Source organism: Gulosibacter molinativorax (assembly GCF_003010915.2).
Taxonomy (GTDB): Bacteria; Actinomycetota; Actinomycetes; order Actinomycetales; family Microbacteriaceae; genus Gulosibacter; species Gulosibacter molinativorax.
In genome coordinates, this window is sequence record NZ_CP028426.1 from 598,063 (window position 1) to 622,742 (window position 24,680).

At 64.6% G+C, this 24,680-nt stretch carries 21 protein-coding genes; 20 read left to right on the top strand and 1 reads right to left on the bottom strand.

The annotated features are described in order from the left end of the window. Window positions 1-3 precede the first annotated feature (3 nt). The 18 genes from GMOLON4_RS02905 to GMOLON4_RS02990 all read left to right on the top strand — a co-directional run bounded on the left by GMOLON4_RS02905 (window position 4) and on the right by GMOLON4_RS02990 (window position 21,116). The gene (locus GMOLON4_RS02905) at window positions 4-1,422 is read left to right on the top strand and encodes a UDP-N-acetylmuramoyl-tripeptide--D-alanyl-D-alanine ligase (protein ID WP_026936044.1); all 1,419 of its coding nucleotides are present in this window, start codon (window positions 4-6) and stop codon (window positions 1,420-1,422) included. Continuing rightward, a complete protein-coding gene (gene mraY / locus GMOLON4_RS02910) occupies window positions 1,419-2,528 on the top strand; it encodes a phospho-N-acetylmuramoyl-pentapeptide-transferase (RefSeq protein ID WP_026936043.1) in 1,110 nt (369 codons plus the stop codon). Before GMOLON4_RS02905 ends, mraY begins: the two co-directional genes overlap by 4 nt. Then, window positions 2,528-4,036 (top strand): UDP-N-acetylmuramoyl-L-alanine--D-glutamate ligase, encoded by a 1,509-nt coding sequence (gene murD / locus GMOLON4_RS02915; protein ID WP_026936042.1) that lies wholly within the window; start codon window positions 2,528-2,530, stop codon window positions 4,034-4,036. The genes mraY and murD overlap by 1 nt, the downstream gene beginning before the upstream one ends. Beyond that, a complete protein-coding gene (gene ftsW / locus GMOLON4_RS02920; RefSeq protein WP_084147325.1) occupies window positions 4,005-5,342 on the top strand; it encodes a putative lipid II flippase FtsW in 1,338 nt (445 codons plus the stop codon). Before murD ends, ftsW begins: the two co-directional genes overlap by 32 nt. 8 nt (window positions 5,343-5,350) lie before the next feature. Then, a complete protein-coding gene (locus tag GMOLON4_RS02925; protein WP_026936041.1) occupies window positions 5,351-6,433 on the top strand; it encodes a UDP-N-acetylglucosamine--N-acetylmuramyl-(pentapeptide) pyrophosphoryl-undecaprenol N-acetylglucosamine transferase in 1,083 nt (360 codons plus the stop codon). Between the two features lie 34 nt (window positions 6,434-6,467). Further along, window positions 6,468-7,877, top strand: a complete 1,410-nt coding sequence (gene murC, locus GMOLON4_RS02930; RefSeq protein WP_026936040.1) for a UDP-N-acetylmuramate--L-alanine ligase — start codon at window positions 6,468-6,470, stop codon at window positions 7,875-7,877. A 5-nt stretch (window positions 7,878-7,882) separates the two neighbouring features. Further along, complete coding sequence (locus GMOLON4_RS02935) at window positions 7,883-8,671, top strand: FtsQ-type POTRA domain-containing protein (protein WP_051266172.1); 789 nt, start codon at window positions 7,883-7,885, stop codon at window positions 8,669-8,671. Between the two features lie 226 nt (window positions 8,672-8,897). Continuing rightward, window positions 8,898-10,244: a cell division protein FtsZ gene (gene ftsZ, locus GMOLON4_RS02940; RefSeq protein ID WP_026936039.1), complete on the top strand. Its 1,347-nt coding sequence runs from the start codon at window positions 8,898-8,900 to the stop codon at window positions 10,242-10,244. A 15-nt stretch (window positions 10,245-10,259) separates the two neighbouring features. After that, window positions 10,260-10,982: a YggS family pyridoxal phosphate-dependent enzyme gene (locus GMOLON4_RS02945; RefSeq protein WP_245575352.1), complete on the top strand. Its 723-nt coding sequence runs from the start codon at window positions 10,260-10,262 to the stop codon at window positions 10,980-10,982. A gap of 40 nt (window positions 10,983-11,022) precedes the next feature. Beyond that, window positions 11,023-11,544, top strand: a complete 522-nt coding sequence (locus GMOLON4_RS02950; protein WP_026936037.1) for a cell division protein SepF — start codon at window positions 11,023-11,025, stop codon at window positions 11,542-11,544. 174 nt (window positions 11,545-11,718) lie between these two features. Beyond that, complete coding sequence (locus GMOLON4_RS02955; protein ID WP_026936036.1) at window positions 11,719-12,015, top strand: YggT family protein; 297 nt, start codon at window positions 11,719-11,721, stop codon at window positions 12,013-12,015. 180 nt (window positions 12,016-12,195) lie between these two features. Beyond that, window positions 12,196-12,930: a DivIVA domain-containing protein gene (locus GMOLON4_RS02960; RefSeq protein WP_035731853.1), complete on the top strand. Its 735-nt coding sequence runs from the start codon at window positions 12,196-12,198 to the stop codon at window positions 12,928-12,930. Between the two features lie 60 nt (window positions 12,931-12,990). Further along, the gene (gene lspA, locus GMOLON4_RS02965; protein ID WP_035731845.1) at window positions 12,991-13,563 is read left to right on the top strand and encodes a signal peptidase II; all 573 of its coding nucleotides are present in this window, start codon (window positions 12,991-12,993) and stop codon (window positions 13,561-13,563) included. After that, window positions 13,560-14,489 carry an RluA family pseudouridine synthase gene (locus GMOLON4_RS02970; RefSeq protein ID WP_035731843.1) on the top strand — a complete coding sequence of 310 codons (930 nt, stop codon included), beginning with the start codon at window positions 13,560-13,562 and terminating at the stop codon, window positions 14,487-14,489. The genes lspA and GMOLON4_RS02970 overlap by 4 nt, the downstream gene beginning before the upstream one ends. Before the next feature lie 80 nt (window positions 14,490-14,569). Next, on the top strand, window positions 14,570-18,076 hold the full coding sequence (gene dnaE, locus GMOLON4_RS02975) for a DNA polymerase III subunit alpha (RefSeq protein ID WP_026936034.1): 3,507 nt from the start codon (window positions 14,570-14,572) through the stop codon (window positions 18,074-18,076). A 22-nt stretch (window positions 18,077-18,098) separates the two neighbouring features. Next, window positions 18,099-19,418, top strand: coding sequence for a histidinol dehydrogenase (gene hisD, locus GMOLON4_RS02980; RefSeq protein ID WP_084147324.1), 1,320 nt, complete (start codon window positions 18,099-18,101; stop codon window positions 19,416-19,418). Window positions 19,419-19,426: 8 nt separating this feature from the next. Further along, window positions 19,427-19,936: a transcriptional regulator NrdR gene (gene nrdR / locus GMOLON4_RS02985; RefSeq protein WP_035731841.1), complete on the top strand. Its 510-nt coding sequence runs from the start codon at window positions 19,427-19,429 to the stop codon at window positions 19,934-19,936. A 127-nt stretch (window positions 19,937-20,063) separates the two neighbouring features. Continuing rightward, on the top strand, window positions 20,064-21,116 hold the full coding sequence (locus GMOLON4_RS02990; RefSeq protein ID WP_051266168.1) for a quinone-dependent dihydroorotate dehydrogenase: 1,053 nt from the start codon (window positions 20,064-20,066) through the stop codon (window positions 21,114-21,116). A 110-nt stretch (window positions 21,117-21,226) separates the two neighbouring features. On the opposite strand, the gene GMOLON4_RS02995 is transcribed toward GMOLON4_RS02990, so the two are convergent. After that, a complete protein-coding gene (locus tag GMOLON4_RS02995; protein ID WP_035731837.1) occupies window positions 21,227-21,826 on the bottom strand; it encodes a DUF3043 domain-containing protein in 600 nt (199 codons plus the stop codon). A 296-nt stretch (window positions 21,827-22,122) separates the two neighbouring features. On the opposite strand from GMOLON4_RS02995, the gene GMOLON4_RS03000 reads away from it, so the two are divergent. Beyond that, the gene (locus GMOLON4_RS03000) at window positions 22,123-23,721 is read left to right on the top strand and encodes an ABC transporter substrate-binding protein (protein WP_026936031.1); all 1,599 of its coding nucleotides are present in this window, start codon (window positions 22,123-22,125) and stop codon (window positions 23,719-23,721) included. A 3-nt stretch (window positions 23,722-23,724) separates the two neighbouring features. Then, window positions 23,725-24,669, top strand: a complete 945-nt coding sequence (locus tag GMOLON4_RS03005; protein WP_026936030.1) for an ABC transporter permease — start codon at window positions 23,725-23,727, stop codon at window positions 24,667-24,669. Window positions 24,670-24,680: the final 11 nt, after the last annotated feature.

Genomic DNA, 24,680 nt, shown 5'->3' on the forward strand with positions numbered 1-24,680 from the left:
AGCATGATTCCAATGACGTTGGGCGAGATTGCAGATCGGATTAACGGTCGCTTGGTGCTCGTGGAGGGCGCGAGCGCGGACGACGTGATTCGTGGCGTGAGCGACACCGATTCGCGGAACATTGGGCCGGGGAACATTTTCTTCGCGAAGCCGGGGGAGGCGACCGACGGTCACCTGTTCGCTCCGAAGGCGGTCGAAAATGGCGCGGCCCTCGCGGTGGTCGAGCGGGAACTTGCCCTCACAATCCCGCAGATCGTGGTGGAGGACGTCGTGCTGTCCCTCGGCCAGCTCGCCACCGAGGTCGTCGAACGTGTTCGCGGCCTCGGCCGGATGCGAGTGATAGCCGTCACCGGATCAAACGGCAAGACCACGACGAAGAACTTGCTCAAGGCAATCTTCGAGCGGCAGGGCAACGTCGTGGCTCCCATCGCATCCTTTAACAACGAGGTCGGCGCGCCGACTACCTTCCTGCAGGTGAACGAGGAAACCGACACCCTGATCGCCGAAATGGGTGCGAGTAAGGTCGGCGAGATTCGCTACCTCACGGACATGGCTCGGCCGGATATCGGCATCGTGCTAATGGTCGGCCTCGCCCATGCGGGGGAGTTCGGCGGCATCGACATGATCGAGAAGGCCAAGTCCGAGATGATCGAGGCGCTCACCGAGGACGGCATCGCGGTCCTCAACGCAGACGACCCGCGCGTCGCGCGAATGGCGTCGAAGGCCCCCGGCGAGATCGTCTGGTTTGGTCGCGGCGAGGATGCGCAGGTGCGCGCGACCGACGTCGCGGTGTCCCAGGACGGCACGACGTTCACGCTGCACGCCCCTGGCAATGAGCCGATCGAGGTGGTCTTCCCGGTCATCGGCGAGCACCACGTCATGAATGCGCTCGCCGCAGCCGCTGCGGCCCATGCCGCGGGGGTCGCGATGACCGAGGTCGTCGAGGCTCTCACACAGGTCACCCGCGCCGAGCGCTGGCGGATGGAGGTGCTCACGCGGGAGCCCATCACCGTGATCAATGACGCGTACAACGCCAACCCGAATTCGATGGCGGCGGCGCTTCGAACCCTGGCGCAGATTGCGCGTCCGGGCCAGCGCACCGTTGCCGTCCTCGGGCAGATGTCCGAGCTCGGCGAACAGTCCGTGGCCGAGCACGACAAGCTCGGTGAGCTCGCGGTGCGCCTCGGAGTTTCCCAAACCGTTGTAATCGGTCGTGACGCCAGGCCGCTCTACCTCGCGGCCGTTGCGCAAGGCAGCTGGGATAATGAGGCGACCTTTGCCGAGGATGCGGACGACGCGTTGGAATTCCTACGCGGATATCTGCAGCCCGGTGACCTCGTGCTCGTGAAGTCTTCCAACTCGGCAGGCCTACGATTCCTGGGTGACCGACTTGGCGACTATGTGAAGGGAACTCTCGCTTGATCGCAATTCTCATGGCCGGCGCGATCGGCATGATGTTCACGCTGTTTCTGACGCCAGTCTTCATCAAGATGTTCAACCGGCTCCGCTGGGGCCAGTACATCCGCGAAGACGGCCCGAAGGAGCACTACGCGAAGCGAGGCACCCCCACGATGGGTGGCATCGTTTTCGTCCTGGGCGCGACGGTCGCCTACTTCCTCGCGGTCTGGCTCTCCGGTGAGGGGCCCACGGCGGCCGGCCTCATCGTGATTTTCATGATGCTGGGGCACGCAGTCATCGGCTTCATCGACGACTTCCTCAAGGTGCGCAAGCACCAATCGCTCGGACTCGGCGGGTGGCAGAAGATCCTCGGCCAGGTGATCGTCTCGTCGATCTTCGCGCTCGTCGGACTCCAGTTCACGAACGAGCAGGACATCCCACTCGTCTCGAGCGCTGTCTCGTTCATTCGCGATACTTCCTTCGACTTCATGATGTTCGGGGCGATCGCTGGCACGATTCTCGTCGTGATCTGGATCGTGCTCATTACGACCGCGACGTCGAACGCCGTCAACGTCACCGACGGCCTCGACGGACTGGCGACCGGTGCATCTATCTTCGCGATCGGTACCTATGGCGTCATCGGCTACTGGCAGTTCAACCAGGCCTGTGGCACGGAGCGACTCAACTCATCCGTAGTGCAGGCCTGCTACGAGGTGTACGCACCGCTTGACATGGCCATCGTCGCCGCCGCAATCGTGGGCGCGCTCGTCGGCTTCCTCTGGTGGAACACGTCGCCCGCCCAGATCTTCATGGGTGACACGGGCTCGCTCGCCCTCGGTGGCGCGCTCGCCGCCTTCGCGATCCTTTCGCGCACCGAGTTGCTCCTCGTCGTCATCGCCGGACTGTTCGTGATCGACACCGGTTCGGTCATCGTCCAGCGCCTCTACTTCAAGGTCACCGGCGGCAAGCGAATCTTCCTCATGAGCCCGATCCACCATCACTACGAGCTCAAGGGCTGGGCCGAGCAGACGGTCGTGGTTCGATTCTGGATCGTCGGCGGACTCTTCGCAGTGATCGGTCTCGCCCTCTTCTACGCCGAATGGTCGCTGCTGAGCGGAGTGCTGACCTAATGACGAATCGACTTGACACCCTGACCAGCTGGCACAGCGATTGGCAGGGGCTGCGCGTCGCGGTCTTCGGGCTCGGCATGACCGGCTTCTCGGTTGCCGACACGCTGGCGGAGCTTGGCGCCTCGGTGCTCGTCGTCGCTGGTGCGCACGACGAAGACCGTGAGCGCATCCTGCAGGTGCTCGGCGTGCCGGTGGTCGTCGCCGAGTCGAAGGATGACGTGCCCGAGCAGCTGCGCTCGTTCGGGGCCGACCTTGTGGTCACCTCGCCCGGCTACCCGCCGCATCACCCGCTGCTTCGGTGGGCGACTGAGTCGGGCGTGCCGGTCTGGGGCGACATGGAACTCGCTTGGCGACTGCGCGACAAGGTTGGCGAGCCCTCGAAGTGGCTCCTCGTGACCGGCACGAACGGCAAGACGACCACGACCCAGCTCGCCGCGCACATGATTGCAGCAGGCGGGATTCGCGTCGCGCCCGCGGGGAACATCGGTATCCCGGTGCTGGATGCGGTTCGCGACCCCGAGGGGTTCGACGTCCTCGTCGTGGAAATCTCGAGCTATCAGCTGCATAACACGCACACCGTCGAGCCGTGGGCATCCGTCGTGCTCAACATCGCGAACGATCACCTCGACTGGCACGGCTCCTTCGAGGCATATCGGGATGCGAAGGGCCGCGCGTATGAGCGCACCAAGGTTGCGTGCGTGTACAACCTCGGCGACCCGGAGACCCTGCGCCTCGTCGAGCAGGCCGACGTCCAGGACGGCGCCCGAGCAATCGGCTTCGGCACCGAAGTGCCCGCTCGGAGCAATTTCGGTGTCGTCGACGGCGTTCTCGTCGACAGGGCGTTCCACGAAGATCGCGCCAACAGTGCGCTCGAGCTCGCGACGCTCGACGAGCTGCGCCAGCGCGGGATGGCCTCGAAACACCTCGTCGAAGACGTGCTCGCCGCCGCCGCACTCGCTCGCTCGCTCGACGTCTCACCCGCCGACATTCACCGAGCGATTCTCGACTTCACCCCCGATGACCACCGGAACCAGCTCGTGCTCGACACGGACGAGGTGCTCTGGGTCGACGACTCGAAGGCCACAAACGCGCACGCGGCGGATGCGTCGCTGCGCTCTTACCGCTCCGTCGTTTGGGTGCTCGGTGGGCTGCTGAAGGGCGTCAATATTGCCCCACTCATCGCGGCGCACGCCGAACGAATCAAGGGCGCCATCGTGATTGGCGAGAAGCGCGAAGAGATTCTCGAGGCGTTCGCTCAACACGCGCCCGGGGTGCCGGTGATCGAGATCGTGGTGGAGGACACTAGTGCGGTGATGCCGCGCGTCGTCGCCGAGGCAAAGCAGCTCGTGAGCTCGGGAGACACCGTCCTCCTCGCTCCAGCAGCCGCCTCGATGGATCAGTTCGAGAGCTACTCGGATCGCGGCAATAAATTCCAACAGGCAGTTCGGGAAGCGGCACAGGAGGGGACAGACACAGATGCAGACCTCCCCGACGAAACCCGCGACTAGGCAATCGCGCACCGGTACGTCCGGGCACGCGTTTCGCATCCGACTACCCAAGAGCGAATCGCCAGCGAGCCTGAACGCCACGCTGCTTCTGGCAGTCGTGGCGTTGCTCGTGGGCTTCGGGCTCATCATGGTGCTGTCGAGTTCCGCGGTCGAAGAGTATGCCGCTGGACGCTCGTTCTCGACGAAGTTCCTGAAGCAGCTGCTATTCGCGGTACTCGGGGTGCCCGTCATGTTCGCCATCTCGCGCATCCCGCTGAGGTACCTCACCGGGAACCTCGCTTGGGTCGCGCTCGGCGGTGTGATCGTGCTGCAGCTCCTCGTTTTTACTCCACTTGGCCTTGAGATCAACGGCAACCGCGCCTGGCTGAACTTCGGCGTGACGACGGTACAGCCAGCCGAGTTCGCCAAGCTCGCGCTCTGCATGTGGCTTGCCATGATGGTGACACGCCTTGAGCCGCGCCTCGAGGACTGGCGCAAGTTCATCGTGCCGCTCGGCGTGCCGGTTGTCATCGTGCTCGGGCTCGCCCTCGGGGGCAAAGACCTCGGGACAGTGATTGTGCTCGGCGCGCTCGTGCTCGGCGCACTGTGGTTCGGTGGGATCAAGGCCAGATACCTCGCCGTCGCGGCGATTGCTGCCGTGGCGGGCGCGATCCTGATGGCCATCATTTCGCCGAACCGCGTTGCTCGCATCACGAGCTTCTTCTCAGGGGACTGCGATTACGAGGGCCTGTGCTGGCAGACCTCGCACGGTTTCTTCGCGCTCGCACGCGGCGGCGTCTTCGGCGTTGGTCTCGGCAACTCCACGGCGAAGTGGTCGTGGCTGCCCGAGGCAGACAACGACTACATCTTCGCGATCATCGGCGAGGAGTTTGGCCTGGTCGGCGCGACCGCGGTCATCCTGATGTTCGGGGCGCTCGGCGTCATCCTGTTGCGAATCTGGCGGCAGACCGAATCCCGCGCCGGACGCGTCATTGTTGGCGGCGTCTTTACGTGGTTCACGTTCCAGGCCTTCGTCAACATCGCGGTGGTGATCGGCCTGCTGCCGGTTCTCGGCGTGCCTCTGCCGTTCCTCTCATCCGGCGGCTCCGCACTCGTGACGACGCTCGCGGCAGTCGGCCTGGTCCTGTCGGTTGCGCGCGAAAACACGGCGCGAGAGGCGGCAGCGGCGAGTAGCCCGAAATCGAACGCGAAGCCCCTGGTCAAGCCCGAGCCCGAGCCACTGGCAAAATCGAATGCGGGCGCAAGTACGAAGTCGAAGGCGCGACCCAAGGCGGGCGCACGCACTCATCCCAAAACGAGGAAGTGAACCTAGGTATGACCACCTATCTCCTGGCCGGCGGCGGAACCGCGGGACACGTGAATCCGCTGCTGGCGACGGCCGATGCGATCGTCGCCGCACATCCCGGCGCCGAGGTCATTGTGCTCGGCACGAGCGAGGGGCTCGAGACGCGTCTTGTCCCGCAGCGAGGGTATGAGCTCGTCACGATCGAGAAGGTGCCCTTCCCTCGTCGCCCGAACGGCGCCGCGCTACGATTCCCTGCGAAATTTCGCCGCGCGGTCAAGCGGGTGCGCCGCCTCATCGCGGAACGAGGGGTGGATGTCGTGGTCGGGTTCGGCGGGTTTGCCTCAACTCCGGCCTACGTCGCGGCGCGCGGGCGCGTGCCCGTCGTAGTGCACGAGGCGAACTCGATGCCGGGCCTCGCCAACAAGCTCGGCGCTCGCTGGGCCGCGGCGAGCGCGATCGTCTTCCCGAATACGCCGCTGCGAGGCGGACAACTCATCGGGATGCCGCTGCGCCGAGAGATCGCCCAGCTCGATCGAAGCGCGGCTCGTCCGGAGGCGATCGAGTACTTCGGTCTGGATGCGAACCGAAAGACCCTCGTCGTGACGGGCGGCTCGCAGGGCGCCAAGCGTATCAACGAGACAATTCGCGAGCTCGCACCGCGGATCGTGGGCCAGTCGCACGGCGCCAATGAATGGCAGATCCTGCACATCGTGGGCCGCCTCTCTCCGTTTGAGGACCCGCAGATCCCTCACTATCACGTGATCGAATACTGCGACCGCATGGAGCTCGCCCTCGCGGTCGCCGACCTCATCGTCTCTCGGGCGGGCGCATCCACGGTCTCCGAACTCGCCGCCCTCGGCCTCCCCGCGCTGTACGTGCCGTACGCCGTTGGCAACGGCGAGCAAGCGAAGAACATCGCCTCGCTGCTTGACGCCAACGCGGCCCTGACCGTCAAGGACGGGGAGTTCACCCCGGACAATGCCGCGGCGCAAGTCTTCCCACTGCTCGCCGACGACGAGGCGCGCGAGGCCCTCGGCGAGCGCGCAGCGAAACCCGGTATTCGTGATGCCGCGGAGCGTATGGTCACGCTCATAGACGGCACACTCCGCTAGGCTAGAACGCTGCACAAGAACGAGGAGCAACCAGTTGATTAGTCCCGACGTAAACGCGCAAATTCCGGAAACCATTGGGAAGGCACACTTCATCGGTATCGGTGGCTCCGGAATGAGCGGCATCGCTCGCATGTTCCTCGGCCAGGGCGTGAAGGTCAGCGGTTCCGACCGCTCCGGCAACTACGCAACGGATCAGCTGCTTGAGCTCGGTGCGGACGTCAGGATCGGCCACGCGGCCGAGAACCTCGCCGACGACGTCGACACGGTCGTCGTGACCTCGGCGCTGTGGCCGGATAACCCGGAGCTGGTCCTCGCCAAAGAGCGCGGGCTCAATATCCTGCACCGCTCGCAGGCGCTCGTCTGGCTCACGCGGGGTTCGCGCGTCATTTCGGTGGCAGGCGCGCACGGGAAGACGACCTCGACCGGCATGATCGCGAGTGCCCTGCTCGAGCTCGGTGCGGACCCGAGCTTCGTGAACGGCGGCGTCATCCAGTCGCTGGGCACCAACGAGCACGACGGCCAGGACGTCGAGTTCATCGTGGAGGCCGACGAATCGGACGGCTCGTTCCTCTTCTACGACACCGCCATCGCCCTCATCACCAACATCGACAACGATCACCTCGATCACTACGGGACCGCGGAGGCGTTCGACGCGGCGTTCCGCGCGTTCGCGGATCGCGCATCCGAGGCGGTCATTATCTCGTCCGACGACCCACAGGCGGTCGCGCTGACACCCACGCTGAGCCATGAGAACATCATGACGTTCGGCGAGGCCGAGACCGCGGACGTGCGGGTCTCGGACATCGCCCCGACCGGAACCGGCGTGCGGTTCACCATCACCGCGCGCGGGGAGAGTGCCGACGGCGAGCTGTCGGTGCCGGGGCACCACAACGCCCTCAACGCGGCCGGTGCAGTGTCGGTGCTGCTGATGCTCGGCTACGGTCTGCAGGAGTCGGTTGCCGCACTCCACGCGTTTGGCGGTACCAAGCGCCGCTTCGATTTGCAGGGTGTCGTCGGGGGAGTTTCGGTCTACGACGACTACGCTCACCACCCTGCCGAGGTGGAGGCAGCGCTGAGCGCAGCCCGCACCGTGGTTGGCGAGGGGCGCATCATCGCGGTGCACCAGCCGCACCTGTACTCGCGCACGCAGGCGATGAGTGATGAGTTTGCCGAGGTATACGAGCGACTCGCAGATCACACGATCGTGCTCGACGTCGATGGAGCCCGCGAGGACCCGGTTCCGGGCGTCACCGGAGAATACGTCACGCGCGAGTTCAAGAACGCCGAGCTCGTCGAATATCAGCCTGAATGGCCGAACGCGGCCGCGGCCGCTGCCGCCTGGGCACAGCCTGGCGACTTCATCATCACGCTCGGCTGCGGCAACGTGTACCGCATTGTCCCGCAGCTGCTCGAAGCCCTTGAAGACACCGGCGAGGATGCATAGGTCGGGTGCCTGAGACGACGGACCGCGAACCGCGCGTCGGACTGTTTGCAGTCTGGCGCGCGGCCCTTGCGCGCCGACGCCTCGAACGGCGCGAGGTACGTCGGTTCACCCGCAGCCGTCGCCGCACGCTCACGGCGTGGCTCATCGGAGCTGGGACGGTGCTCTTTCTCGCGGCATTCGTTGCGGTCGGGATGCTCTCGCCGATCATGTCGGTCCGGCAAATTCGCGTCGAGGGCACGCAGAACTTGGATGCGGCCGAGGTCGAATCAGCGCTGGCAGGGCTCGAGGGTACCCCGCTCGCGCAGCTGGAGTCCGAGGACGTCGGCGCACTGCTCGAAGGATTTGTGCTCGTCCAGAGCTATTCGATACAGCGGCTCCCGCCCTCCGAACTCGTGGTGAACGTGGTCGAGCGGGTACCCGTTGGTGTGGTCCTCACCGACGACGAGACCGCCGTTGTCGACGCCGCCGGGGTCACACTCTGGCACGACGCGAATGCCGTGGACTCGCTGCCGATCATCGAGGTATCGGGCGGCACGGACACGGCCGGCTTCTCTGGCGCGGCCATGGTTTCGCTGGCTCTGCCTGCCGAGCTTCGCGCGGAGGTGGAGAGCATCTCGGCGAACTCCACAGAGGACGTGAATCTCACGCTGCGCGACGGCACGGAGGTGCTGTGGGGGAGTGTCGAGGAGAGCCCACGCAAGGCCGAGGTATTCGCGGCGCTTCGCGCGGCGACGGAGGGCAGCAGCGTGAGCCTGTACGACGTCTCGAGTCCGAACCATCCGGTCACTCGATAGACTTCTTCCGCTCGAAAGCATCCCGGCGTGCCAAAACGGCCCCTAGCACCGACTCGCAAAGTTTCAACCCCTAGTTGAAGCGATCTCTGAGAGTCATGCAACACGCGGACGCGAGCGGCGTCGCTGCGAGAGATGCGCCATAACGTTGCGTGCAGATCAACCACCGACCGAAGTCTCTTACCTTTATCCGCAGGCAGAGCACCGACCACGACAAGGGGACTGTCACGTGTCGAATAACACCTCACAAACCAACAACTACCTAGCCGTCATTAAAGTTGTCGGTGTCGGCGGTGGCGGCGTCAACGCCGTAAACCGAATGATCGAAATCGGTTTGCGCGGCGTTGAGTTCATCGCCATTAACACCGACGCGCAGGCGCTTTTGATGTCGGACGCCGACGTCAAGCTCGACGTCGGACGCGAACTCACGAAGGGTCTCGGCGCCGGTGCCGATCCCGAGATTGGTCGCCGCGCCGCCGAGGACCACGTCGAAGAAATCGAGGAAGCTCTCGCTGGCGCCGACATGGTGTTCGTGACCGCGGGCGAGGGCGGTGGTACCGGTACCGGTGGTGCACCGGTCGTCGCCCGTATCGCCAAGTCGATCGGCGCGCTCACCATCGGTGTCGTGACCAAGCCGTTTAGCTTTGAGGGCCGTCGTCGCATGGACCAGGCCGAGCAGGGTGTTGCCGCGCTCAAGGAGCAGGTCGATGCACTCATCGTCGTCCCCAACGACCGACTGCTGGCCATCAGCGACCGCGGAATCTCGATGCTTGAGGCCTTCTCGACGGCCGACCAGGTGCTTCTCGCCGGTGTCCAGGGCATCACCGACCTCATCACGAACCCGGGCGTGATCAACGTCGACTTCGCCGACGTCAAGTCGGTCATGCAATCGGCCGGTTCCGCGCTCATGGGTATTGGAACGTCTCGTGGCGCGGATCGTTCCGTGAAGGCGGCCGAACTCGCCGTGGCGTCGCCGCTCCTGGAGTCCTCGATCGAGGGCGCGCACGGCGTGCTCATGTCGGTGCAGGGTGGTTCGAACCTCGGCATGTTCGAGGTTGCCGAAGCGGCCCAGCTCGTCCGGGATGCGGTGCACGAAGGCGCGAACATCATCCTCGGTACCGCCGTCGACGACACGCTCGGCGATGAGGTTCGCGTCACGGTCATCGCCGCAGGATTCGACGGCGGCGCGCCCAAGGCGCGCACCGACGAAGCGAGCGCCGATGTCACGCTCGAAGACACACTCGGTGCATCCGTGTCGAAGAACAACGACCTGCCCACGCTCGAGGAGGCGACTTCGCGCAACACGTCGACCTCGGCACCGGTGGGGGCCGCACCGGCACAGCCCCAAGCGCCACAGTCCCACGCACCGCAGCAGCAGGCACCCGCGCAGCAGCAGGTGCCGACTGCGCCCGAGGCCGCCGCAGACAAGAAGCCCTCTCCGGCAGAAGAGGCACCCAGACTCGGCCAGAGCCCGGCATGGTCGACTGCGGAGGCACCGACGATCTCTCCGCGAGGCGGCGAGCCCCGTTACGTCGACGAGGACGCCGACCTCGATATCCCCGAGTTCCTTCGCTAGAGCGGTGATGCGTTCTTGAACGAGAACATTTCTGGGCTGGCGCCCCTTGAGGATTCCCTTGAGGGGCGCCTCGCTCGTGTGCGGACTGAGATCACCGACGCGGCTCGGGCGGCCGGTCGTGCGCCGGAGGAGATCACCCTCATCGCGGTCACGAAGTACCATCCCGTCGAGCTACTCGACGAGCTGTATGCACTCGGCGTGCGAGACTTCGGCGAGAACCGGCACCCCGAGTCGCGCGATAAGGCGAATCACCTGCACGAGCGATACTCGGATGCGCGGCTCCACTTCATCGGTCAGCTGCAGCGCAACAAGGCACGGCAGGTTGGGCGGTATGCCGACTGCATCCAATCGATCGATCGACTCGAGCTCGTGGATGCGCTTGCCAAGCTGGAGCGAGGGGACCACGGACCGCTCGAAGTCGCCATCCAGCTCTCGCTCGACGGCGATTCGGCTCGTGGCGGGGTTGCGCTCGACGAAGCCACGGCGCTGGCCGAGGCGATTGCGGCGGTGCCGACGCTCAAGCTGGCGGGCGTCATGGCTGTCGCGCCGCTCGGTGCAGAAACAGAGGAGGCCTTTGCCACCGCCCGATCGGTGGGGGAACGCATCCGCGATATCGTGCCTGACGCGACCATGGTCTCGATGGGGATGAGCCATGACTTCCGTTCAGCAATTTCACAGGGAGCGACACACCTACGAATCGGCACGGCAATCACCGGAAATCGGCCGGACCGGCCGTAACGTAGGTGCACAGCACGCATAGTTCATAGGAGGCAGCAGGATGGCCAACCCACTTCGCAACGCCATGGTGTATCTCGGGCTCGCAGAAGAGCAAGAGGAAACGATGGCTCAGGCAGAACCACGTGAGCGCAAGCAGTCGATGACGACGGAGACGGTCGAGCCGACTCTCCGGGAAGAACAGCCTGCGCCCGTCACCCCGATCAACCGGGCTGCGGCCGAACGCCCAGAGCCGAAGCCGGTACACAAGCCGACACCCGTCCCTACCCCCAGCCCAGTTGGAGCGATGAACGAAATCCTGACCGTCCACCCGAAGGCCTACGACAAGGACGCGCAGCTCATCGCTGAGTCGTTCCGCGACGGCGTTCCGGTGATCATGAACCTTTCGCAGATGACCGACGCCGACGCCCGCCGGATCATTGACTTCGCTTCTGGGCTCACCCAGGGCCTGCTCGGCAAGATCGAGCGTGTGACCAATCGCGTGTTCCTGCTTACCCCGGAGCACGTGAACGTTCACGGCGAGGACAGCGTCTCCTCGGACGAAGACCCCACCTTCTTCGCCTAGATCATCCGGCTGCCGGGCTATCGGCGACACCGCGTGCTCACGCCATGAGCGTATCGATGGATACGCTCATGGCGTGATTTTCATTACACATGATCAGACACGGGCTGGAAGAATAGGACTTGATTTTCCCCGCTCACACCGGCAATGCCGGGCTCACCAGAAAGACCGCACAGGTTGGCCATCATCGGACACGCGCTCCTCTTCCTCATCAATGCCTACACACTCGTGATGTGGGGAAGGTTGATTCTCGACTGGGCACAGGTGCTCGTGCCGTCGTTCCGGCCCAAAGGCCCGATCCTCTTGATTGCCGAGGTGGTGTACTCGCTGACGGATCCGCCGTTGAAATTCATCCGTCGCTGGATCAAACCGCTGCGAGTCGGTCAGGTGGCGCTTGACCTCGCGTGGATTGTCCTGATTATCGGGCTGTCGGTGCTTTCGTGGATTGTGCGTATCCTGTTTTTCGCGGTGTAACGCAACAGCGAAACACCGTCCCCGGGTTGTAAAACTGGGATATCAATGTGACGGACGGGGCAATTGTGCCGTAATGTGAACGGTACGTTGATTCTAGGCATCGCCTATTACCACGCCCTACACGGAATCCTCGCGATAGGGTTTTGACCATTGACCGCAAGCCGCAAAGAAAGGGCCGCCATGGCACTGACTCCGGAAGACGTTGTCAACAAGCGCTTTCAACAGACCAAGTTCCGGGAAGGCTACGACCAGGACGAGGTAGATGACTTTCTCGATGAGGTCGTCGAAGAACTTCGCCGTCTGACCACTGAGAACGAGCAGCTCCGTGCTGAGAACGAGCAGCTCCGTGCTGGCGAAGGCGCCGCGGCCGCGCCCGCCCCTGCCGCAGCAGAGCCTGCTCCGGTCGCTGCAGAGCCCGCGCCCGTTGAGCCCGAGGCTCCCGCCGAGCCCGTCGCCGCGGCAGCGCCCGCACCCGTTGCCGCCGAAGGCGCCGACGAGGCGGAAAGCTCGCAGTCGCTCCTCGTTCTTGCCCGTCGTCTGCACGACGAGCACGTTGCCGAGGGTTCGAAGAAGCGTGACCAGCTCATCGCCGATGCCGAGGCACGTTCCTCGCAGCTCGTGCGCGACGCCGAAACTGAATCGCGTCGCCTCCAGGAAGAGTCGGAATCGCGCGCGCAGAAGATCGTGTCGGATGCCGAACAGCACGCCCAGAAGGTCGTCACCGACGCCGAGACCCGCGAGCGCGAGATCACGACCGCGCTCGAGACCTCGAAGTCGAAGCTTGAAGAGCGCATCGAAGAACTGCGCCTGTTCGAGCGTGACTACCGCACGAACCTGCGCAGCTACATTGAGAACCAGCTCAACGACCTCAATGCGGCGAACAACGAGTTCGACAGCGCTTCGGGTGCTCAATAGACCCGAGTGAGCGCTTCAACTAATACATCGCGACCGCGGTCGACCGTTCACCTGCCCACTGTGGCACTGCTGACGGCGATCGCGGTCGCGATCTTTGCTGCCGACCAGATCGTCAAGCAAATCGTCGTCACGAATATGTCCGAGGGTGAAACGATATCGGTCATCGACGGCGTGCTCCAGTGGCATTTCGTCCGCAACTCCGGTGCGGCCTTCTCGATGGCCTCGGGCCAGACCTGGCTGCTGACGATCGTTGCCGTTGCCGTGGTCATTGCCGTCGCCGTCCTGGCGCGGAAGATTCACTCGGCGCGATGGGCCACCGTATTCGGACTCGTGCTGGGCGGCGCGCTCGGTAATCTTTTTGACCGCCTCTTTCGCGAGCCCGGGTTCTTCCGCGGTCACGTCATCGACTACATTTCGACACCGTGGTTGATCCCCGCAATCTACAACATCGCCGACATGGCCATCGTCTTCGGCATGATCGCGTTCGTGCTTCTCACGATCCTCGACGTGCAGCTCGACGGTACTCGCCCGAAGCGGCTAAAGAAGGGCGAGGCTGAGGCCAGCAGCGAGACTGAGGCTGCGAAAGCGACCGACACTGAGGACGACCGCAAAGCTCGGGGCGAAGCGGCATGACCGAGACCCGCATGCTACCCGTGCCCGATGGGCTCGACGGCGCGCGCGTCGACTCGGGCGTCTCGAAGCTCCTGGGGCTCAGCCGCAGCAAGGTCGCGCAGATCGCCGAGCAGGGCAATATCCACCTTGATGGCCGCCCCGTTGGGAAGTCCGAGCACCTCGTTGCGGGTGAGATGCTCATGGTCGAGTGGGAGCCCGATCGGCCGGTCACGATTGAACCCATCGAAGTGCCGGAACTTGAAATCGTGCACGACGAGCCTGGCTTTGTCGTGGTGATGAAACCCGTGGGCGTGGCCGCGCATCCTTCCGTGGGATGGACCGGACCTACCGTCCTCGGAGCCCTGGCGGCCGCAGGCTTCCGGATTACGACCTCGGGCCCGCCCGAGCGTCACGGGATCGTGCACCGACTCGACGTTGGCACGTCCGGACTCATGGTGGTCGCCAAGATGGAGCGCTCGTACTCCGTCTTGAAACAGGCCTTCCGCGACCGCACTGTCGAGAAGAAGTATCACGCCGTCGTGCAGGGGCTCCTCGACCCGCTCGAAGGCACCATCGATGCGCCAATCGGGCGTGCGCCGGGCTCATCCTGGAAATTTGGCGTCGTCGCCGACGGCAAGCATTCGGTCACGCACTACGAGACACTCGAGGCTTTCCGCCGGGGATCACTCGTCGAAATTCATCTTGAAACGGGGCGAACCCACCAGATTCGCGTGCATATGTCGGCTCAGCATCACCCCTGCATGGGAGATCCGCTGTATGGCGCAGACCCAAAGCTCGCGGCGGCCCTCGGCCTCGAGCGCCAGTGGCTGCACGCGGTCGGGCTCGGTTTCGCGCATCCCTACACCGGCGAGTGGGTCGAGTTCTCCTCGAACTATCCGGCAGATCTCCAGCACGCACTCGATCTGCTACGCGCCGGGAGCGTCTAGCCTGGGTCTGGCACAAGCCGAGGATCACTAGACTGGTCCTTTCGTCGAGGTCTCGACGGTGACCGGCATGGAGGAAGATTTTGGGCTCGACCGACTCATTCGTACACCTGCACAACCACACCGAGTACTCGATGCTCGATGGCGCGGCGAAGATCGAGGAGCTCATCAAGACGGCCGCCGAAATGGGCATGCCCGCGATCGCGACCACCGACCACGGCAACATGTTCTCGGCGTACGAGTTCTATAAGACCGCCAAGAAGTACGACATCAAGCCGATCATCGGTACCGAGGCGTACCTCGCACCGGGCACGCACCGCAGTGACAAGACGCGTGTGAAGTGGGGCAACGGCGGTGGCGACGACGTCTCCGGCGGTGGCGCCTACACGCACATGACGATGGTCGCGGAGACGACCGAGGGGATGCACAACCTCTTCCGGCTCTCGAGTTACGCCTCGATAGAGGGCCAGTACTTCAAGCCCCGCATGGACCGCGAGCTGCTCCAGCAGTATGCGAAGGGCGTGATCGCGACGACCGGCTGCCCCTCGGGGGAGATCCAGACCCGACTCCGCCTCGGCCAGTACGATCTCGCGATCAAGGCGGCATCCGAGTTCCAGGACATCTTCGGCAAGGAAAACTTCTTCCTCGAGATCATGGATCACGGGATCAGCATCGAGCGTCGCGTGCGCGACGACCTGCTCAAGCTCGGCAAGGATCTCGGCATCCCGCAGCTCGTCACGAACGACCTCCACTACACCCACAAAGAGGATGCGGTGCACCAGGAGGCGCTGCTTTGTGTGCAATCGGGCTCGACGCTCAACGACCCGAACCGCTTCAAGTTCGACGGTGAGGGCTACTACCTCAAGTCGGCCGAGCAGATGCGGCACGAGTTCGCGGACTTCCCAGAGGGGCTCGACAACACGCTCGCGATCGCGGAGCGCTGCAGCGCGGAGTTCGACGAGTCGGCGAACTACATGCCGGTATTCCCCGTCCCCGAGGGCGAAACGGAGGCGAGCTGGTTCCGCAAGGAGATCGAGCGGGGACTGAACTATCGCTACGGCGACACGATCCCCGACAACGTCCAGGAGCGCGCCGAGTACGAGCTCGGAATCATCACCCAGATGGGGTTCCCGGGCTACTTCCTCGTCGTCGCCGACTACATCAAGTGGGCGAAGGAGAACGGTATTCGCGTGGGGCCGGGGCGTGGCTCCGGTGCCGGGTCGATGATCGCGTACGCGCTGCGCATCACCGACCTCGACCCGATCGAGCACGGCCTCATCTTTGAGCGCTTCCTGAACCCGGACCGCGTCTCGATGCCCGACTTCGACATCGACTTCGACGACCGCCGCCGCCTCGAGGTGGTGAAGTACGTCACCGAAAAGTATGGCTCGGAGCGCGTCGCGCAGATCGTGACATACGGCACGATCAAGTCGAAGCAGGCGCTCAAAGACGCATCCCGCGTGCTCGGCTACCCGTTCTCGGTAGGTGACCAGCTCACGAAGGCCATGCCAGCCGCGGTCATGGGCAAGGACATCCCGCTCTCGGGCGTCTATGACCCCGACCACCCGCGCTTTAAGGAAGCGAACGAGATGCGGGCGGTCATCGACTCGAACCCGGATTTCCAGAAGGTGTTCGAGACCGCGCGCGGTATTGAGGGCCTGAAACGCCAATGGGGCGTGCACGCCGCGGGCGTGATCATGTCCTCCGACCCGATCATCGATGTGATCCCGCTCATGAAGCGCGAGCAGGACGGTCAGATCGTCACCCAGTTCGACTACCCGGCCTGTGAGTCGCTCGGCCTGATCAAGATGGACTTCCTGGGGCTGCGAAACCTCACGATCCTCTCGGACGCGCTCGAGAACATCGAGTCGAACCGCGGCGAGACGATCGACCTCGAGCGGATGACCCTCGACGACGCGGAGACGTATCAGCTGCTGAGCCGGGGCGACACCCTCGGCGTGTTCCAGCTCGATGGCGACGGCCTGCGAAGCCTCTTGCGGCTCATGAAGCCCGACAGCTTCAACGACGTTTCGGCGACGATCGCGCTCTACCGCCCGGGCCCCATGGGCGCGAACTCGCACACGAACTACGCGATGCGCAAGAACGGCCAGCAGCCGATCACACCGATCCATCCAGAGCTCGAGGAGCCGCTCAAGGAAATCCTGGGGGAGTCCTACGGTCTCATCATCTACCAGGAGCAGGTGATGGCGATCGCCCAGAAGGTCGCCGGGTACACGCTTGGTCAAGCGGACCTTCTGCGCCGCGCGATGGGCAAGAAAAAGAAGTCCGAGCTCGACAAGCAGTTCGGTAACTTCAAGTCCGGGATGAACGCGAACGGCTTTTCGGATGCCGCGGTGAAGGCGCTCTGGGACATCCTGCTGCCGTTCTCGGACTACGCCTTCAACAAGGCGCACTCCGCCGCGTACGGCGTGGTGTCGTACTGGACCGGATACCTCAAGTGCCACTACGCGCCCGAGTACATGTCTGCGCTGCTCACCTCCGTGGGTGACTCACGCGACAAGCTCGCGGAGTACCTCAACGAGTGCCGCCACATGGGCATCGCCGTCCTGCAGCCCGACGTGAACGAGTCCACGCTGCGTTTCCGCGCAGCTGGCAAGGACATTCGCTTCGGCCTCGGTGCGGTGCGCAACGTGGGCGCGCAGGTCGTCGCCGACATCGTGGAGGAGCGCGAGGCAAACGGCTCGTTCTCGTCGTTCCACGACTTCCTCAAGCGCTGCTCGCTGAACGTGTTGAACCGCCGCACGATCGAATCGCTCATTAAGGCCGGCGCGTTCGACTCGATGGGCTACTCGCGTCGTTCACTGGTAGAGATCCACGAGGATGCGATCGACGCGGCGGTCTCGCGAAAGCGCAACGAGGCACACGGGCAGGTCGACCTCTTCGCCGGGCTCATGGAGTTCGAGGAAGAAGAGTCCGTGGTTCCGGAGCGGCCGGAGTTCACCCGGCGCGACAAGCTCGCGTTCGAGCGGGACATGCTCGGACTCTACGTCTCCGACCACCCCCTCAAGGGCCTCGAGGCGGAACTGTCAAAGCTGGGTGCGACGCCCATCCTGAGCCTGCTCGGAGATTCGAGCATCAAGGATGGCGAGCAGGTGCAGATCGCGGGCCTGCTCACCACGGTGCAGCACCGGATCGCGAGGAACTCCGGTAATCCTTACGCCATGGTGTCGATCGAAGACTTCGGGGGCGAGATGACGGTGATGTTCCTCGGGAAGACCTACGCCGAGTACTCCGCCGATCTCGTGAGCGACACGATCGCGGTGATTCGCGGCCGCGCGCAGCACCGCGACGACGGCATCAACATCACGGCGCAGGGCATCACGATTCCGCATCTCAGCGTGGGTGAGGAGAGACCCGTCACCCTCACGATCGCGGACACGATTGCCACGGAAGGCCTCGTCGAGCGGCTCGATCAGCTGCTTCGCCGCAACGCGGGTGAGTCGGAGGTGCGCCTGAACCTCCAGACCGCGACGGCGATCCGAAAGTTCGAATTGCCGCATCGGGTCGAGGCGGGTTCGGCGCTGTACTCGGAGCTGGCCGCGCTGCTCGGCCCGGGAAGCGTCGACTAGCTGACCTATAATTGACTGCATCATGATGCAGACCATTGATCTGCGCGGCAAATCGCTTTCCGCGAGCGAGCTGCGCACCGCTGTCCCACGCCCCGAGCTCGACGTCACGGAGGCACTCGCGGGTGCCACCGCACTCATCCAGCAGGTGCGTGAGCATGGCGAAGCCGGTCTGCTGGACCAGGCGGAGCGCTTCGACGGCGTGCGCCCGAAGGCGATTCGGGCCACCGCGGCGGAGATCGAAGCCGCTGTGGCGAACCTCGATTCGGCAGTTCGCGCCGCACTCGACGAAATGATTCGCCGCGTGCGCCTCGCGTCGGCAGCCCAGGTTCCTGCTCCCGCGACCACGGTGCTCGGAGACGGCGCCATCGTCGAGCAGCGCTGGGAGCCGGTTGAGCGAGTCGGTCTCTACGTACCGGGCGGCAAGGCCGTCTACCCGTCGAGCGTCGTGATGAATGTGGTGTCGGCTCAGGCCGCGGGCGTGAAGTCGATCGCGATCGCATCGCCGCCGCAGAAAGACCACGGGGGAGCTATCCACCCCACGATTCTCGCGGCTGCGGGGCTCCTCGGCGTCGCCGAGGTGTACGCGATGGGCGGCGCCGGTGCCATCGGCGCGCTCGCCTATGGCGTGGAGTCGCTCGGACTCGAGCCCGTCAATGTCATCACCGGGCCGGGCAATGTCTGGGTTGCGGCCGCCAAGCGGGCGGTGACCTCGGTTGTGGGTATCGACGCCGAGGCGGGCCCGACCGAGGTGCTCATCATCGCGGACGGCTCCGCTGACCCCGAGCTCGTCGCGGCGGATCTCCTCGGCCAGGCCGAGCACGACGAGCTCGCCGCCGCGGTACTCGTGACCGACAGCGAGGCACTGGCGGAGGCGGTACAGCCGATCGTCGAGCGCCGCACGCTGGCGACCAAGCACGCCGACCGTGCTGGCGTCTCGCTGCGCGGGCAGCAGTCGGCCATCGTCCTCGTCGACAACATGGCCGAGGCCGCGCGCGTGTCGAACGCCTATGGCCCGGAACACTTGCAGATTCAGACGGCAGACGACGACGCGGTGCTCGAGCAGATCACGAACGCCGGAGCCATCTTCATGGGGCCATACGCGCCGGTGCCGCTCGGTGACTACATCGCCGGCTCCAATCACGTCTTGCCCACGGGCGGCCAGGCTGCCCACAGCTCTGGCCTCGGCGCACACACGTTCCTGCGCGCCCAGCAGATCATCCGCTACAACCGCGCGGCTCTCGACGAGGTTCGCGACCGACTACGCGCGATCGCCACCGACGAGGATCTCCCCGCCCACGGCGAGTCGGTGGATGCACGCTTCGGCACAGGTCGGGAGGTCTAAGGCCGAGGATGCATTGCCCATTTTGTCGTCACGATGACTCGCGGGTCATCGACTCACGCACGACCGACGACGGCTTCGCGATTCGCCGTCGTCGGCAGTGCCCCAATTGTTCAAAGCGCTTCTCGACGCTCGAGACCGCGAGCCTCAGCGTGATCAAGCGCGCGGGCGTGGCCGAACCGTTCTCGCGCGACAAGATCGTCTCCGGCGTGCGCAAGGCCTGCCAGGGCCGCCCCGTGACCGACACCGACCTCGCCCAGCTCGCGCAGAAGGTCGAGGAAACGATTCGCGCCTCGGGCAGCTCGCAGGTCGAGGCCAACGACATCGGCCTCGCGATCCTGCCGTTCCTCCGCGAGCTCGACGATGTCGCGTACCTTCGCTTCGCCAGTGTCTACCGCGGCTTCGCGTCGGTCGACGACTTCGAGGCCGCGATCGCGCAGCTAAAGACGGACGGCGTGACACCGAAGTACGCTAACGAGGATGCGGATGGCGAGGCTGTCTCGGCGTCCGCGGCCGAGTAGTAATCCAGAGCATCCGTAACCCCGCGCATCCGCGACCACACCCATCTGCGACCAAAGGACCCGATTCGTGCTGACCAATATCGCGCGCTGCGCCTACCGAGCTTTCTTCAACGTCGTATTTCGACCGATGGATGCGGAGAAGGCACACGGAGTCGGCGCGTGGGGGATCGGGTGGCTGGGCCGGACGGCACCCCTGCGCAAGCTCGCGTACGAGTACTGCAAGCCGGATCCGAGCCTGCGTGTGCGGGCGATGGGCCTCGAGTTCCTCTCACCGTTTGGCCTCGCCGCGGGTTTTGATAAGAATGCATCGATGATCGACGGGCTCACCGCGCTTGGCTTTGGTCACATCGAGGTCGGCACGGTGACGCCGCTCGCGCAGCCGGGGAACCCGAAGCCGCGCATGTTCCGCCTCCCCGAGGACCGGGCCCTCATCAACCGGATGGGCTTCAACAACAAGGGTGCCGAGAACGCCGCGGGCAACATCGCCGTCCGGGAAACGCGCGACGCGATCGTCGGCGTCAACATCGGCAAGAACAAGGACACCCCCGCCGAGGACGCGGTCTCGGACTACGTGAAGTCGGCCAAGGCCGTGCTCGAGTTCGCCGACTACCTCGTTATTAATGTCTCTTCGCCGAATACTCCGGGACTGCGCGGGCTGCAAGAGCTCGACGCGCTCGAGCCGATTCTGCGCGAGACGAAGGCCGTGACGGGCGAGACCCCGCTGCTCGTCAAGATTGCTCCTGACCTCGAGGAAGACGCGATTCGCAAGATCTGCGAACTCGCCGCCGAGGTTGGTCTCGCGGGTGTCGTCGCGACCAACACGACGATCGCTCGGTCGCCACTGTCGACGAGCAAGCGCGTGGTCGAGGCCTATGGCGCGGGTGGCCTGTCCGGCAAGCCCGTCGCGGAGCGCTCGCTCGCGGTACTGAGGATTGTTCGGGATGCGCTGCCCGAGGACATGTGCGTCATTTCGGTTGGCGGCGTCACGAGCCACTACGACGTGCGGGACCGGCTCGACGCCGGGGCGACGCTCGTGCAGGGCTACACCGCTTTCCTCTACGAGGGGCCGCTGTGGGCCGCGAGTATCAATCGCGGGCTCGTCGCGCCGAAGTACAACGGGAAGACGAAGCTCGACGCAAAAGCAGAGGCGGCCGCCAAGAAGGCGGCCGCCAAAAACTGACGCTCGTTGAGTTGTTGAAGGTCGTTGAGTAGCGAAGCGTATCGAAACGCCGCGGTGCCTCGAGCTCGCTTCGATACGCCGCTTCGCCGCTACTCACCGACCGTTCGGGCTTAGCGCCCGGTGAACTCGACCTTGCTAAAGCGCTTGACCTGCGGCTTCGGCATCCGGAGGAAGCGCATCTGCATCGAGCGACCGACAGAGGCGAAGTAGAAGCCCTTCTCGACCTTCGCGGGGCCAACGACGTCGGCGATCTTCTTGCGGATGATCCGGCCGTAGAGGATGCCCTCGAGAACACATACCGCGAGGTAGACCCAGATGAAGCCCATGGCCCAGAACGCGGCGCTCGTCGAGGGGAAAAACGTCGCGATGATGACGAGGAACATCATCGGCACGAGCAACTCGCCAAGGGTGAAGCGCGAGTCGATGTAGTCGCGCATGAAGCGCTTCTGTGGGCCGCGGTCGCTCTCCCGGAGGTAGCGGTCGTCACCCCGCGCCATGCCCGCACGAGCCTCGGCCTGGCTCGCACGGAGCTTCTCGTTCGCCTGGCGCTTCGCCTCTTTGCGGTCCTCGGGCACGAGCGGGCGGAAATTGGCTGCCTGGGCGTCGCTGCGGCGTGGAGTTGGGCCCTTCTTCCCGTGAGTCTTCGAGTCCTGTTGCTTCGAAGACTCCTGCGGAGTGCTTTCCTCGCTTGCCGGTTGCTGCTTGGCCATGGTGTCCTTTGTCGTGAAGCGGATGCGTAAACGCGTAACGTCCATCTTAAGGGGAAGTGGCCCGCCGCACACGAATTGGTGTCTACGGCGACAATCGAAATAGTTCCTTTACCAAAGAGTCACAGCTATTGCCACGTTTATGACGCGAAGACCGCGATGTGACGCCGTGTGACGAGATGCGTCGAGTGTGACGTCATAATTCGGCGCACGGGCGGGGAGATTCCTAGTCTTCATAGGTCCCATTCTTTTTCAATCACCCGCTCTGGCCTCCGCGCCAGCACAACGGAGGACCCTCGATGACTACTCGCGCGCGCATCCTTGCCACACTGGCGACCGCATCCGTAGCTGCACTGGCCCTGGCCGGATGCGCAGGTGGCGGAGGTGGCGCCTCGAGCGGAGCGACGGGGGAGCCGGTCCAGGGTGGCAGCCTCGCCTTCGGCATTCCCGACGACATGGGCTGCGTCGACCCGCAGCAGGTCAGCAGCAACGACAACATCAACATCGCGAAGCAGACCGTCGCGAGCCTCACCGCGCAGAACCCCGAGACGGGTGAGATTGAGCCGTGGCTCGCGCAGGAATGGACGGTTAGCGAGGATGCGACCGAGTTCACTTTCACGCTGCGCGACGGCGCGACCTTCTCGGACGGCACCCCGATCGACGCGGAGGCCGTCAAGCTCAACTTCGAGGGCATCGTGGAGCTCGGCAGCGTCGCGCCGCTCGGCGGGAGCTACCTCACTGGCCTCGACTCGATCACCGTGGTCGACCCGTCGACCGTGACGATCAAGTTCTCGCAGCCCTCGGCGCAGTTCCTGCAGGCGACCTCGACTCACGCGCTCGGGCTTATCTCGGCAGACTCTGTCGCGCTGAGCCAGGAAGAGCGTTGCGCGGGCGACTACATCGGGTCTGGCCCGTTCGTGCTCGACAGTTACACCCCGAACTCGGGAGCCGAGCTCTCGGGCCGCGAGGACTACGCGTGGGCGCCTGCGTTCTCGGAAAACCAGGCTGCGCCGTACCTCTCGACGCTTTCCTTCACGGTTATCCCGGAGTCCTCGACGCTCACCGGTGCGCTGCAGTCGAACCAGATCCAGGCATCGGCAAACATTTCGCCGCTCGACCAGACAGTGCTCTCCGACGCGGGCTTCCCGCTCGAAAACCGCGCCAACCCCGGCGTGGTCTACATGTGGCAGCCGAACATTGATCACCCGATTGCAGGCGACGAAGCCGTGCGTCAGGCGATGCTGCACGCGCTCGACCGTGATGCGATCGCGGACCTCATGACCGAGGCCGACCGCCCGGCGACCTCGCTGCTCTCGGACTCGACGCCGAACTACAGCGACCAGTCTGACCTGCTGACCTACGACCCCGAGGGCGCCAAGCAGACGCTCGACGACGCCGGCTGGGTCGAGGGTGCCGACGGCATCCGCGAGCGCGACGGCGAGAAGCTGTCGTTCACGCTCGATTACTGGCAGCCGACCACCGACCAGCTCCAGCTCATGCAGCAGCAGCTGCGCGCGGTCGGCATCGACATGCAACTGCAGCAGGTCACCGTCGCAGACATGTTTTCGACCATCAACGATGAGGGCAACACCGGCCAGTGGGCGAACCTCACCCGCGCCGACGCGGATGCGCTCAACTCCATTCTCGGCCCGAACGCGCTGTACAAGAGCAACCGCGACACCCCCGAACTCGACGAGCACCTCGCCGCGCAGGCTACGCTGCTCGACCCGGCCGAGCGTCAGGCCGAGGTGGACGCAACCGTGAAGGCCTTCCTCGAGGATGCGGTGGTCATCCCCGTCTTCCAGCTCTCGACCACGATCGTGACGACCCCGACCACCCACGGCGTCAACTTCGACGGCCAGTCGCGCATGGACTTCCAGAACGCCTGGACGGAGTAGCGCTTGGGGCTGTATCTCCTGCGTCGAATCGGCTTCGGCATCTTCGTGATCTGGGCCGCATTCACGATCGTCTACTTCATCCTCTACCTGCTGCCCGGCGACCCGGTCGCCGCGGCAGCAGGTGCCGCTGGAATCGGTAACGAAGCGGAGCTCGAGCAAAAGCGCGAGGAACTCGGCTTCAACCTCCCGTGGTACCAGCAGTATTTCGCGGCGCTCCTTGGCCTCGTGACTGGCGATTTCGGGAACACGATCGGCTCGGGCGAACCGGCGATCGACGTCGTGCTGCGGGCGCTCCCGAACACGCTGAAGCTCGCGGGGCTGGGCCTCGTGTTTACCGTAATCATCGGCCTCGGCGTCGCCCTCCTCGCGACGCTGCCGCGAGCGGGATGGTTGCGTCGCTTCATCGCGAGTCTGCCGCCCATTGCCGTCGCGATCCCGTCGTTCTGGCTCGGCATCGTGCTGCTGCAGGTGTTCTCGTTCGGGCTCGGCTGGTTCCCTGCCTTCGACATGGGAAACTTTGCCTCGCTCGTGCTGCCCGCGCTCACGCTCGGAATCTTCACCGGCTCCTACCTCGCACAGGTACTCATCGCGGGCCTACGGACGGAAATGTCATCTGCTTATGCGGACCAGGTCCGTTCCAAGGGCGCGAGCCGCAGCTACACGGTTTTCCGGCACGCACTGCGTAACGCATCACTGCCTGGGCTCAACATCGCGGGTGTGCTCGTCGGTGGCCTCCTCGGCGGCACCGTCGTGACCGAGAACGTGTTCTCGCGCGACGGGCTCGGCGGGGTGCTGCTTGACGCCGTGACGAAGCAGGAGATCTCGGTGGTACTCGCGGTGGTCGTGCTTGCCGCCATTGCGTTCGTCATCATCACCCTGATCGTTGACTTCGTCACACCACTCATTGACCGTCGAATTCTGGTCCGAAGCTCGCGGGCGAGCGCCTAGAAAGGAGCGAA